Here is a 12,284-nt window from a genome sequence, read left to right as displayed (position 1 = left end):
GGAGCGGGGCTGGCGATCACGCTCGTCTTGGCGGCGATGCGGATGCGGTATCTTTGGTGGAACCTGCATCCGGTCGGCTACGCGATTTCAGGAAGTTGGGCGATCAACCCGATGATTGGCTCCATCTTCGTCGGATGGCTGCTGAAGGCACTCGTGCTGCGGTTCGGGGGGATTCGGCGACTGCATCAGGCGAGCCCGTTCTTCCTGGGGCTCATCTTCGGGGAGTTCGTCGTCGGGACGGGATGGAGCTTCGTCGGGATCGTCCTGAAGCGCCCGATGTACCGGTTCCTGTTCTGACGCTGGACGTGCGGCGGAAGGAGGCTAGGGAAAGGAGCGCCGATCTCGCGTCTGTCGGCGCACCTCGTCGAAGTCCTCGGGCTGGTTGCGCGGCGTGACGCTCCCTCGAAGATCCGTCAGTGTCTGCTTGAGGGGGACCACGACGACGACGTTCCCGCGCTGGACGAAAGGCACGCGATCTCCCGTCCCCAGCTCCAGCAGGTCGCGGATCTCCTTGGGGATGGTCACCTGTCCCTTGGCAGTCAGCTTGTGCCCGATGGTTTCCATGGGTCAGCCCCTTCCGAGTATTACATCTGTCATTGTGTAGGAATCCGGGGCAGGATTCCAAGTCGTCTCCGCGCGACGCGACGTGTTGGTATTGGTGGCTTGGCGGCCGATGCATAGTTCCTGTTCTGACGCGGATGCGCTGCGTCTCCTGTCGATGCCCGCCACGCTAACGCCGCAACCCTCACGCGACACGCCGGTCGCGAAGCCGCCCACGACCACCACGCCCATCTCGGCGCGCTCCTTCTCGTCGTTCGCCTTCGCGCAACTGCCCCCGACGCTCCTCAGGAAAGATCACTCCTTTCCTCCAGTTCAACGGGAATCGTTGAGCAAACCTCTACCATTCGTCGCGGGGCTTCGCGAGAGTCTCCACGACGCCGCCTTCTGGCGCCACGCGTATCACGACGCGAGGCTCCCCGTCGTTGCCCCTCAAGCGCACGATTCCGCCGCCGTAGGGCGACGCGCCCACATCGTAGACGGAGACGCCTGCGCCATTGAACACCTGCAGCACGTTATCCACCGGCCACGCCAGCGTCCCGGTCGGTGTGACCCTTAGCCGCACGCGAACCTTCCTCTCTCTGTCCACGACGTCCAGATTCCTTACCGTCACGGTGTCGAACTCCGCCGACGACTTTCCCTCTCCTTGTGCCGCTGCCTTCTGGACCACGAGTCCTGACAATGCGTATCCTGCCAGAACCAGCATCCCGCCCAGCGCCATGTAAGCGAGTTTCTGCCCGAATCGCATCGCCCGTCTCCTTCACCTAGCCGAAGCACCGCGCGCATATGGTCCCATTGTATCTTTAGGACTTACGCAGTTGACCAGAACCTCGATCGGGGTTCATTATAGCGCCCCCCCCGCAGCGTCAAGAGAAATCCGCAGGAGAAGCCTCACGAACCCACCCAAATGCGATGAACTGGACTATATTCACTTCCTCATCGCCGCCCAGGAGGTCTTTACCTGCACGGAGGCGGCTCGCTGCCAGCCGGATGAAGCTGCATCTCCCGCTCACGACGCCTTTACCCGTTTTCTCACCAAAGAGCCACCCGACACGGCGGCCCTCTGGCAGGAAGCAACGACCCTGGTCGAGAAGAAGAAAGGGCTTCTGGTGATAGACGATACCACGCTGGATAAGCCCTACGCGCGAAAGATGGACCTCGTCACGCGCCACTGGAGCGGCAAGCATCGCCGCGTTGTCCAGGGCATCAACCTGGTCACGTTGCTCTGGACGGACGGAAACGCCCTGACTCCGACGGACTTTCGGCTCTACGACAGACCCCAAGACGACCCAACCAGAAACGACCACTTCCTGAGGATGCTGGCGACGGCTTACGAGCGGGGATTCTCTCCTGAGTATGTGGTGTGTGACAGTTGATATGCCAGCGTGGCGAACTTGAAACATCTTCGCTCCTATGGCTGGCGCTGGCTGACACGCCTCAAGCACAACCGCCTGGTCAACCCGGACAGAACCGGGGATGTTCCGGTGGAGGCAGTGGAGATCCCCCCCTGAAGGTCGGATCGTGCATCTGATAGAGTACGGCTTGGTGCGGGTATTCCGAATCGTCGTCACAGACGGCGACGTGGAATACTGGGCGACCAGCGCCTTGGAGATGACCGAGGAAGTCCGGAAGGAACTGGCACGACAGGCTTAGGGGATCGAGACCTATTATCGAGGCATCAAGCAGTTCTGCGGAATGGAGCGGGCTCAGGTGCGCCGCGCCAACGGGCAGAGGAATCATCTTCTCTGCGCCCTGCGTGCTTTCTTGCGTTTGCAGGCGCATCGTCTGGAGACGGGTATCAGCTGGTATGAAACCAAGACAGCCATCATCCGTGAAGCCATCCGGGAATACTTGGCTCATCCGCGATACCTCCTCTCAACTGCGTAACTCTTAATCTTTTCAGACGTTCTTCTCGTACGTGTCGCTCGACAGCGTGCTCCCCTCAGAGCAGTGACATCGGCGAGTCGGAGGAGTTTCCTGTCTGCGCTGGAACGAAGCCCTGCGCGTCGGCAACCGCCAACCGCACGTATGGAGATCCTTCTTGTTGCGTCGGAATCGTCTTGAAACGACCGATGTACCGGTTCCTGTTCTGACATCGATCCTTCAGGGCCCATGTCATTCTGAGCGAAGCGAAGAATCTCGGTGCCCGAAGGGATGTTTCGCTTCGCTCAACATGACCCGGTAGGGGGAAGCAGGACTACTCCCCTTTGAGGTCCGCCCACACAGCCGCCACCTTGCCCTTTGGGCTCACGGCGAGCCCGCTGGAACCCGTGACGACGACGTTGTCGATGAACCCGTTCGCCATGCTCTCGTGCCAGATGCCGATCTTCCCGGTCACGTGTGTCTTGTCGTGGATGTCCACGAGAGGCTTGCCGAGGTCGCCGAGCGGGTCCTTCACGTTCTTGCGATCCACATACCAGATGCGGATGTGGTCGCCGACGGCTTCGATCCTACCCAGCAGGACCTGCGTGTTGTCCTGCGCGATCGCGCCCAAGCCGTGCGGCGTCTGGTTCAGGGTGTTGCCCGGGTTATTTTCGCACGCGGCCTGGTCGTTGCATTGACCGGTCGCCCCGCAGCCCTTGTCCAGCAGCGCGACGATGACCGCCGGCGTCTCGTTGAACCCGAACGTCACGAGATAGCCTTTGTTCGCGGCGGTCTGCCGGAACACGATGCCCCAGCTATCGTCGTCGCCCGCGCTCATCTCCAACTGGATGATGCCGTCTGACAGCGTGAGTCCGCCGGGCAGTGGCGTATTGCCCGACTTGTCGCATCCCTCGGCGAGCTGTTTCAGGGCTTTGGTCTTGTTGCCGGGATGGTTCTCGACAGCCCACACCTGCCCTTTGTTGTCGGCAACCCAGCCTTTGACCTCGTTGACGGCGGCGTTGGGAACGGCGTTCTTGCCCCCGTCCTCGAAGTCCGCGCGGAAGATCACCTGAGACCAGGCGGGAACCGACAGCAGACAGGCGACCGACAGAGCCGCCACCACCATGGTGCGACGCGCCATGCTTGCCTCCTCATCCATATCTGGCGTTGTTCCGCTGGCTCTGCCATCGAGACATCGCCAGCGACGCGCACAGTACCACGGTGAACCGACATTGTCAACGGCTGTTCCATTCCCATGGTTGAGCGCCGACTAACCGCATGGTTGCTCCAGATTGGGCAGCTAGTCTTCGCGTTGCGACAGCGATGTTCGTCTCGCCGATGGATCGCAGAAGGCAGATCGCGGGATTCCTTGCCGCCGCCATCACTTGCGTCGTCGCGTGTGGCATCCCGCCGCTACGCACGTGGGATCGATCCTCGTCATAGGTGACGTCTCGGACTCGATGGTTGCGGTTCTCGATATGCCAGTGCTGTCGGCGGAGGCGAAGCAGCGCTTCGGGAGAACCGGTCGTCGCATCCAGGCTCGTCAGACCTACCTCTACCTGCCGACGCGTCTGACCATGGCGCGTGGTTTCCCGCTGGAGGTAGTAGGCTTGCGTGGCATTGTGCCAGTCGTGGACGGGGGCGATGTAGTCGCCGATCTCCGGATTGACCGTGAACCGACGCCTCTCCCAACGTCCTCGGTTCCGCTCGATGGTCTGGGCGTGATCTGGGCGCTCTTGACACCGCTCGCGGCGGGCGGTATCCCTGATGCTCAGCGACTCGGAAGGAGTCATCGATGGCAGATGTCATAGACTACCGCATCTTCGGCGACGACATGCAGTTGGTCGAGGTCGAGCTCGACCCGGGGGAGGGCGTCCGAGCCGAGACGGGGACGATGCTCTACATGGGCGAGGCGATTCGGATGTCCACGTCCAGCGGCGGGGGCATCATGCGGGGTCTCCAGCGGATGGTGTCCGGGGAGAGCTTCTTCATCGCCGAGTTCGTCAACGAGGGCAGGAGCAAGGCGTCCATCGCATTCGCGGCTCCGTATCCGGGGAAGATCATCCCGCTCGACCTGCACGGGCTCGGCGGCGAGTTCCTGTGCCAAAAGGACTCGTTCCTGTGCGCCGCGAGAGGCATCGAGGTCGAGGTCGCGTTCACGCGTCGGTTCGGCGCGGGCATCTTCGGAGGCGAGGGTTTCATCCTGCAGCGGCTGACGGGTCGCGGCCTCGCGTTCATCCACGCCGGCGGAACCGTCGTCGAGCGAGAGCTCTACGCCAACGAGGTGCTGCGGGTCGACACGGGCTGCATCGTCGGACTCGCCCCGACCGTGGACTACGATATCGAAACGACGGGCGGCATCAAGAACGCGCTGTTCGGAGGCGAAGGACTCTTCCTGGCGAAGCTGACAGGTCCCGGCAAGGTGCTTCTCCAGAGCCTGCCCTTCTCGCGGCTCGCCGACCGGGTCGTCTCGGCGGCGAACTTCGGCAACCAAGAGGAGCGGAGGGGCGGGCTCCTCGGCAGCTTCATCACCGGCGACCGCTGACCGGCACGATCGCGCGCCTGGATGAGCCGATCGGACAATCCATCATCTTCTGGGAGGAACCCATGCCCCTCGAACTGGTCGCCACAGCGCCCAGAACCCCTATCCTGCGCGAGTATCCTGAAGGTGAGCTCGGAGCGCGGGAAGTGCGCGTCCAGTCCGAGCACGGAGCGTTCAAGCACGGAACCGAGCTCATCGAGTACCGAGGCGAGAGCCCATTCGCCGACTCCCGCTACGACAGTGAATGGCAGATTTTCGTCCCGACCGAGAAGACGACGCGCTTCCCGATGTCGCTGGGCAACATGACCATCGGCGTCGTCACGGAGGTGGGGCGGGATGTGACGCTCCTCAAGCCGGGCGACCGCGTCTATCGCCACTGCGGCATGCGCGAAACGCACGTCTGGGCGGAGACGGTTCCCAAGCTGCCGGATGGGATGTCGTGGCAGGCGGCGACATGCCATGACCCCCTCTCGTTCGCCATCGCCGCGCTGCGCGACGGGCATGTGCGGCTGGGCGACCACGTCGCGGTGTTCGGACTCGGCGCGATTGGGCTCCTCATCGCCCAATGCGCGCGGCTCCAGGGCGCGGCATCGGTCGTTGTCGTCGATCCCATCGAGCTGCGACGCGACCTGGCGATCCGTCAGGGGGCGGGGGCGGCGATCGATCCGACGACATCGGACGCAGGAGCCGAAATCCGCAAGCACGTCGGCAAACGCGGCGCAGACGTGTGCTTCGAGGTGAGCGGGAACTACACGGCGATGCAGCACGCGATCCGGGGCGTGGCGTTCGGCGGGAACGTCGTCGCCGTAGCGTATCCCGGCGAGTGCCGGGGCGGACTGAACTTCGGGCGCGAGGCGCACTTTAACATTCCCAACCTCATCTTCGCGCGCGGCTGCAGCGATCCGAACCGCGACCATCCGCGATGGAGCTGGCGGCGGCTCGAGGAGACCGCCTGGCGGATGCTGCTCGATGGCGCGTTCGACACGGATGGCATCGTGTACCCCATCGTCCCGTTCGAGGAGTCGGCGGACGCGTTCCGCGATCTGGTGGATCAACACCCGGAGCGGAGCATCAAGCTGGGCGTGAAGTTCGCATCGTGATGTGCCTGTGATGACTGGTGCTAATGGATGCGCCGAACACTGACCATCAGCGTACGTCGCTCCCGCGCAGGCGGGAGCCTAGAGACGCTGGATTCCCGCTTGCGCGGGAATGACGACGCAGACTAGACGCTTGAGCTACTTACGGTTACCCGCATGACCACTGTGACTGACCAGTCGGAGGATACGCCGTGAGCGCACGCAAACTCGCGCTGTTGGGTGGAACGCCGGTTGGCGCCCCGTCGCAGCAGCCGCATCCGAAGTTCTCGGAACAGGCGATGGATCGCGTCCGGCGTCTCTTGGAGACGGGCTCGACGGTCGGTCTGAGCAAAGGACATCCCGAGATCCGCGAGGCGGAGCAGTCCATCGCGGAATGGCAGGGAGTCCCGTACTGCCTCGGCACGTCATCGGGGCATGGGGCGCTGCACGCGGCTCTGATGGGGCTCGAAGTGACCGGCGGCGACGAGGTCATCACGACGCCCTACACCTGGGGCGCGTCGACGTCCTGCATCCTGCACAACGGCGCGGTTCCCGTCTTCGTCGATGTGGAACCGGAGACCGGCTTGCTCGATCCCGCCGCCATCGAACCCGCCATCACGGACAAGACACGCGCCATCCTCGCCGTTCACATCTACGGCCAGCCGGCGAACATGACGGCGATTCGTCAAGTCACCGACCGTCACGGTCTGGTCGTCATCGAGGACGGGAGCCAAGCGCACGGGTCGGTTCATCAGGGCAGGCGCGTCGGGCAATTCGGAGATGCAGCGGGGTTTTCGTGCATGGGCGGGAAGCTGCTCGCGTCGTCCGAGGCGGGCTACATGGTGACGCCCCACGCGAACGTCTACTGGAAGGCGTCGATGGGCTGCCAGCACATGGGTCGATGGGGCGAGGAGGGCTTCCCCGCCGAGCTCCGCCCTTACGTCGACTCGCTCGTTTACACGTACCGGCTGTCGCCGATCAACGCCGTCCTGCTGACGGAGCAGCTCCGCAAGCTCGACGCCGAGAACAAGGGCAGGAACGACAACGCGGGCATCTTCCGGGCAGCGGTTCAGGGCGTCGAGAGCTATCGCCTGCCCGACTACGGGCCGGGCGATCAGCCCGTCTACCACATGCTGACGGGCAACTTCGTGCCGGAGCACGCAGGCGTCAGCCGCGCGACCTACGCCGAGGCGATCCGCGCGGAGGGCGTCGGCATCTTCTCCTACGTCCCGTCCCCCATATCGACGTGGAAGCGGCTCGACCCGGACGCGCTCATGCCGCGAAGCATGTGGCAGGAGACGATCCGAGCCAGCGGACGGCGCTACGCTGACTGCCACCTGCCCAATTGCGAGCGCAAGGTCGCCCGTTCGCTCGAAATGGGTTGGAACTACACGACGCCGAATGCGGACGGAATGAGGCAACTCGCCGACGCGTTCATCAAGGTCGAGGAGAACCTGGCGGCGCTCCGCGACTACGAACGAAGCCGCTGACGCGACCGACACGAGGAGGACCGTATGGCGATCACCGGTGAGGTCGTCAAGGAATACCGGGAACGCGGGTTTGTCGTCGTGCGGGAGATGTTCTACCCCGCGACGGCGGCGCAGATGATCGACCACTACATGGCGATGCGCGCCGAAGGTCCCAAGCCGGGAGACTTCGGCGGAACGTCGGACCAGCCGGACGACCCGACGCACCAGTACCCGCGCATGATCCAGATGCACAACTGGGACGCGGCTTCGGGCGAATGGGCGACCTGTCCGCCGCTGTGGGAGGCGGTCTCGGCGCTGCTCGATGACACGCCCAAGCTCATCCAGACGATGCTCTACTTCAAGCCGCCGGGAGGCAGAGGGCAGGGGCTCCACCAGGACGAGCAGTACATCACGATCGATCCGCTGATCGGGGTGTGGGTCGCGCTCGACCGGTCGGACCGCGACGTGGGTCAGATGGTCGTCGTGCCCGGCTCGCATCGGTCGGGGCTGTATCCCGTCGAAGCGGCGGACACGTCCGTCTCGTTCGTCGGAGCGCAGACGAGCCTGCCCGCTGGTTCGCAAGTCGTTGGCGTCGATATGGACCCGGGAGACGCGCTGCTGTTCCACGGCAGAACCATCCACGGCTCCTACGCGAACACGACGAAGGACCGCTGGCGGCGCAGCTTCATCTGCCACTACATTGGCGAGCACTCGCAGCGGTTCGACGCCGCGTCGGGAACCCACGTATCGCATGTCAAAGGATGACCGCGCAGGGGCAGGCTCCGTCGGAATGGGGCGGAGCCTTCCCGACGCGCCGGACCTCGACGCCGCCGAACGCTCCCGGCTCGCCGAGGATTACGCGCGGTTCCGCCGCTCTGCCTTGCCTGCAAACCTGACCGAGTACGTCCTGAACTGCTACGGGATCGCGCTCGACTCGCGGTACGGGCCCTATCCGATCAAGAACCCCTTCGGCAAAGCGTCGGGGCAACTCTCGCTGCAGGCGTCGCAGGTGCGCGCCGATGCTGACGCGGGCTTGGGGTTCGTCGTGCTCAAGACGGTCATCGCGCAGGACGCATCGGGCTCCCAGTCGATGAGCGCGTGGGCGATCCACGAGACGCGCATGGTCCCCGAGCGGATCGTCGGACAGGACGGCACGCAGGGCTGGACGATCACCTGGAAGGGAAGAGGCTGGTCGGGGACGTTTGACGAGTACCTCGCGCTGTTCCGCGACGCGCTGCGGATCGGCGCCGAAGCCGGCATGCTCGTCGTCCCATCGTGCAAGTACCACCTGCCGGAACGCTCCGACGAACGCTGGCGAACCGAGGAGTACGCCTACACGACCGTCCGACTGCTCGAAGTCTGGCAGGCGGAGATGGGCTCGACGCCCATGCCGATCGAGAAGGACTTCAGCCCGACGCTCGCTGGCGACGACCGCTCCGGTGACAAGGCGCGCATCCTCGACTGGGTGCGGTCGGTCCCGGCGTTCATTCGGGAGGCGGTCGGCGTCTCAGCCGACGGCTCGCCGCGTGTCCAGGTCGGCTTGAAGCTGATGAACGCGATGTTCGACGACGAATTCCAGTTGGAGATGCTCCGCGCCGCCGCCGAGGTCGCCGATTGGATCGTCTATGCGAACCGTCTGTTCGATCCGATCCGCGCGTTCGACGGCAAGGTGGGCGTCGCCTACGGAGGACCCGACCTGAGCGCTCGGAACCTGCGCGTGTTGTCCGCCGTCCGCGCGGCGATCCGACGCGGAGAGTTCCCGGACCTCCCGCCGATCAGCGCGACGGGCAACATCCTGACTGGAAGAACCGCTGTCGAGTACGCCCTTGCCGGCGCTGAGAGCTTCCAGATGCACACGCTCTTTCAGCTTCCGTCAGACGCCCTCGGCGGCAGACGCGGGTCGAAGAGCGCCCGGGCGCTCAACTGGCTTCTGTTCGAGCCGACGAACGGCTTTCTCGCCTGGATGTGCTATCTTCGTCGTCGCCTTGAGCTCCGAGGCAGCAGCGCCTTCTGCATGCGGAATCTACTGGACGCCGTGGATTGAGTGTCCATGCGGCTCGACGGCTGGCGGAGGGCATCCCATGAAACCTCGTATTCCGCACGCCCGTTTTGCCTTGCGTAACCACACGCGATGATTCCTGTTGGGCTGGCTAGTTTGCCTGTTTTGTACGCTAGCCAGCCTTGTTTGACCCCGCCGTTCGGGTTTCCCGATCCTTGCGTTGTAGCCGCTTGACCTGCAGGTCCGGCTGACTTCCACTATCCTCGTGTCTCAGTCAGGCGAGGTCTTCGCCTGTCGGTGGGGTGCAAACAGTCCTTGACGCTGAATATCTCTCGAAGGAGCAGACCCGATGGACTGGGGGTTGGGTGTGTTCGTGCGTCGAGTCTCCCGCTGTGCCGTGCTCGCGGGCATGGCGCTTGCCATGCTCTATCTCTCGGAAGGGCACGCTTGGGGACAGGGCTGAGTGCTCATCCGCCAAAACGGGCCCGTGTTTGGCTTGTCCGCGTCCGCGTATCTCGATCCCGGCAGTTGGGAATGGTCCCTTGCATACCGCACGCTCGATTCGAGCCGCCGCTTCCGAGGGAGCTTCGAGCAGTTCGAGCGTGAGGACTTCGGTACGTACGTCGTCAATCAGCAGAGGATGGCAGACGTCAGCGCGACCTACGCGGTGTCAAAGCGAGTCAGCGTCGGACTCGGTGTGCCGGTCGTCCAGGCGTCGTGGGGCACCCCGAACCTGAAGATCGAGCCCGGAAAGCCCAGCACGCTCACCGACGGACCTCGGAACAACCAGGTCGGGCGGGGCATCGGCGACGTGAGCGCCAAAGCCCAAGCGTGGCTGTTCAAGCCCGCTGACCACGCCACCGGCAACGTCGCGCTCAGCCTGGGCGTGAAAGCCCCACGGGCGACGCGCACGTCAAGGATATCTATCCGGACATCGACGGCCTGAACTGGGGCGTCAAGGCGATCGACCAGTCCGTCCAGCCGGCCGATAGTGGCTGAGGCATCCTCGCCGAGATGAGGGCGTTCAAGAGCCTCGGCAAGACGACCTTGTTCGCCGACGGAAACTACCTCGCCAATCCACGCGATACCAACGGAACCCCATCGCTGATCGTCGGGCTGGGCCGTTCGGGCGTCAAGGGACCCGATGGGAAGCCCCTCAGCTACGAGGAGATCGTCAGCTCCGAGCAGTTCAAGAAGAACGCCTACGCGGCATCCGACACGCCCAACTACCGGCGCATGCAGAACTCCGTCCCCGACCAGTACCTCGTACGGGCTGGCGTGGGATACAGCGCTTGGGAGAACGTCGGCATCACCGCCGCGTTGCGGATCGAAGGTCTGCAGCGGTACGACCTGATCGGGGAGAGCAACGGGTTCCGCAGGCCCGGACGGCAGATCTCCATCGAGCCGGGTGTCTCCTACTCCGATGGGCGCGGCACGTGGACGCTGAACGTGCCGATCGCCGTTCGGCAGAACCGGTTCCCAGACCCGTATACGCGGAGTCGGGGCGACGCGACGTTCCCCGACTACATCGTGCTGATGGGGTATTCCCGTCGCTAGGTGGACGTGGGAACGAGGCGCATCGTTACTGGGCACTCATCATGTTCTCGATGCTGGCAGCGAGCTGCGGGTTCAGCTCGAAAGCTCGGCGGAGAGCGAAACGGGCGCTCTCGATATCGCCCAACCCGCGCGATGCGATGGCGAACCCCAAGTGAGCGTCGGCGCGGTTCTCGTCGATGAGGATCGCGTTCGCGTAGAGCTCGCGGGCGCGACTGAAGTTGCGCGTGCGGACGTGCGCGGAGGCAAGGACGGAGAGCCACTCGGCATTGTCTGGCGTCGACCTCACGGCGCGCTCCATGTGCTCCACTGCCTCGGAGATGTCGGTCGACAACGCGATGGAGCCGAGAAGGAACTGAGCGTCGGCGAAGGTGGGATCCGCCTCGACGGCGCGTCGCGCCAGCGCTTCCGCTTCTTCGGGCTCTCCGCGCTGCAGGGCGAGAACGGCGAGATTGTGCCAACCCTCGGCGAAGGTGGCGTCGAGATCGACCGCGCGCGCGTAGAGAACCTGCGCCGATTCGTGTTCCTCATCGCGAACCGCGAGGTTCGCCGCCGAGAAGAGGACCGCAGACGCCCGCTGAAGGATGCCGTGCTGCCGCAGGTCCTCTTTCGCTGACGAGAACATGGCTTCCCAGGCGTGCGCCTCTTGCCAGTCGCCGTCTTCGACCGCCAGAGAGCAGAGATTGAGGAGGGATTGCGCCCGCAGCCCAGCCGCTTCGAGACGCGTGTCGCCGTCCAGACTCTCCAACGCGTGAACGATATGGCGTCGAGCGTTGCCCCGTTCGCCAGAGGAGCCCAGCAGGATCGCGAGCCCCAGCCGCGCCTCGGGGAAGTCCGGAGCGGCGGCAACGATGGTGTCGAGCTTCTGCCGCGCCGATTCGGTATCTCCGCGCTCGATGTCAGCGAGCGCCATCTCGAACTGATGTCGCGCGTCGCGGAACCTCATGAGTTGCCTTGGTTGCTGGGCTCAAGGCTCGCCAGTGCGGACTGGAGATCGGGGAAGCGTTCGAGCACCGCCGTCAACTGCGAGAGCTCCAACAACCTCGCGATGTCGCTGGTCCCACCGACGACCGCCATGCGTCCACCTCGCGTGCGGGCATGGGACTGTGCATACACGAGCGCTCCGAGTGCCGAGCTATCCATACGTCGCACTTCGTCGATGACGACGATCAGGGACGGGGTCTCGCGCTCCGAGCTGTCGATGGCGTGCTCGAGCGCCGAGC

At 64.3% G+C, this 12,284-nt stretch carries 13 protein-coding genes and 1 pseudogene; 8 read left to right on the top strand and 6 right to left on the bottom strand.

Translation table 11 applies throughout. The annotated features are described in order from the left end of the window. Positions 1–321 precede the first annotated feature (321 nt). Entirely contained in the window at positions 322–564 is a 243-nt protein-coding gene (locus FJZ36_15150; GenBank protein ID MBM3216238.1) for an AbrB/MazE/SpoVT family DNA-binding domain-containing protein, read from the bottom strand. Positions 565–898: 334 nt separating this feature from the next. Further along, on the bottom strand, positions 899–1,306 hold the full coding sequence (locus tag FJZ36_15145) for a hypothetical protein (protein ID MBM3216237.1): 408 nt from the start codon (positions 1,304–1,306) through the stop codon (positions 899–901). A 127-nt stretch (positions 1,307–1,433) separates the two neighbouring features. On the opposite strand from FJZ36_15145, the pseudogene FJZ36_15140 reads away from it, so the two are divergent. Further along, a pseudogene (locus tag FJZ36_15140) lies at positions 1,434–2,445 on the top strand (transposase). Positions 2,446–2,755: 310 nt separating this feature from the next. On the opposite strand, the gene FJZ36_15135 reads toward FJZ36_15140, so the two are convergent. After that, the gene (locus tag FJZ36_15135; protein ID MBM3216236.1) at positions 2,756–3,562 is read right to left on the bottom strand and encodes a hypothetical protein; all 807 of its coding nucleotides are present in this window, start codon (positions 3,560–3,562) and stop codon (positions 2,756–2,758) included. Between the two features lie 94 nt (positions 3,563–3,656). Beyond that, positions 3,657–4,214, bottom strand: coding sequence for a transposase (locus FJZ36_15130; protein ID MBM3216235.1), 558 nt, complete (start codon positions 4,212–4,214; stop codon positions 3,657–3,659). A gap of 2 nt (positions 4,215–4,216) precedes the next feature. Here FJZ36_15130 and FJZ36_15125 point away from each other — a divergent pair, with 2 nt between their 5' ends. The 7 genes from FJZ36_15125 to FJZ36_15095 all read left to right on the top strand — a co-directional run bounded on the left by FJZ36_15125 (position 4,217) and on the right by FJZ36_15095 (position 11,064). Then, complete coding sequence (locus FJZ36_15125; protein MBM3216234.1) at positions 4,217–4,966, top strand: TIGR00266 family protein; 750 nt, start codon at positions 4,217–4,219, stop codon at positions 4,964–4,966. Between the two features lie 62 nt (positions 4,967–5,028). After that, the gene (locus FJZ36_15120; protein ID MBM3216233.1) at positions 5,029–6,063 is read left to right on the top strand and encodes a zinc-binding dehydrogenase; all 1,035 of its coding nucleotides are present in this window, start codon (positions 5,029–5,031) and stop codon (positions 6,061–6,063) included. Positions 6,064–6,251: 188 nt separating this feature from the next. Further along, positions 6,252–7,529 carry a DegT/DnrJ/EryC1/StrS family aminotransferase gene (locus FJZ36_15115; GenBank protein MBM3216232.1) on the top strand — a complete coding sequence of 426 codons (1,278 nt, stop codon included), beginning with the start codon at positions 6,252–6,254 and terminating at the stop codon, positions 7,527–7,529. A gap of 24 nt (positions 7,530–7,553) precedes the next feature. Then, positions 7,554–8,273, top strand: coding sequence for a phytanoyl-CoA dioxygenase family protein (locus FJZ36_15110; GenBank protein MBM3216231.1), 720 nt, complete (start codon positions 7,554–7,556; stop codon positions 8,271–8,273). After that, complete coding sequence (locus FJZ36_15105) at positions 8,260–9,552, top strand: hypothetical protein (protein ID MBM3216230.1); 1,293 nt, start codon at positions 8,260–8,262, stop codon at positions 9,550–9,552. Before FJZ36_15110 ends, FJZ36_15105 begins: the two co-directional genes overlap by 14 nt. A gap of 418 nt (positions 9,553–9,970) precedes the next feature. After that, positions 9,971–10,453 (top strand): hypothetical protein, encoded by a 483-nt coding sequence (locus FJZ36_15100; protein MBM3216229.1) that lies wholly within the window; start codon positions 9,971–9,973, stop codon positions 10,451–10,453. Positions 10,454–10,521: 68 nt separating this feature from the next. Continuing rightward, positions 10,522–11,064, top strand: coding sequence for a hypothetical protein (locus FJZ36_15095; protein MBM3216228.1), 543 nt, complete (start codon positions 10,522–10,524; stop codon positions 11,062–11,064). A 25-nt stretch (positions 11,065–11,089) separates the two neighbouring features. Here the strand turns inward: FJZ36_15095 and FJZ36_15090 are convergent, their stop codons facing one another. Beyond that, on the bottom strand, positions 11,090–12,007 hold the full coding sequence (locus FJZ36_15090; protein ID MBM3216227.1) for a tetratricopeptide repeat protein: 918 nt from the start codon (positions 12,005–12,007) through the stop codon (positions 11,090–11,092). Then, the coding region (locus tag FJZ36_15085; GenBank protein ID MBM3216226.1) for an STAS domain-containing protein at positions 12,004–12,284 on the bottom strand (281 nt) is incomplete at its 5' end. The genes FJZ36_15090 and FJZ36_15085, both read right to left, overlap by 4 nt.

This window comes from Candidatus Poribacteria bacterium (genome assembly GCA_016866785.1).
Lineage (GTDB): Bacteria > Poribacteria > WGA-4E.
This window is presented reverse-complemented; position numbering and strand designations above follow the sequence as displayed.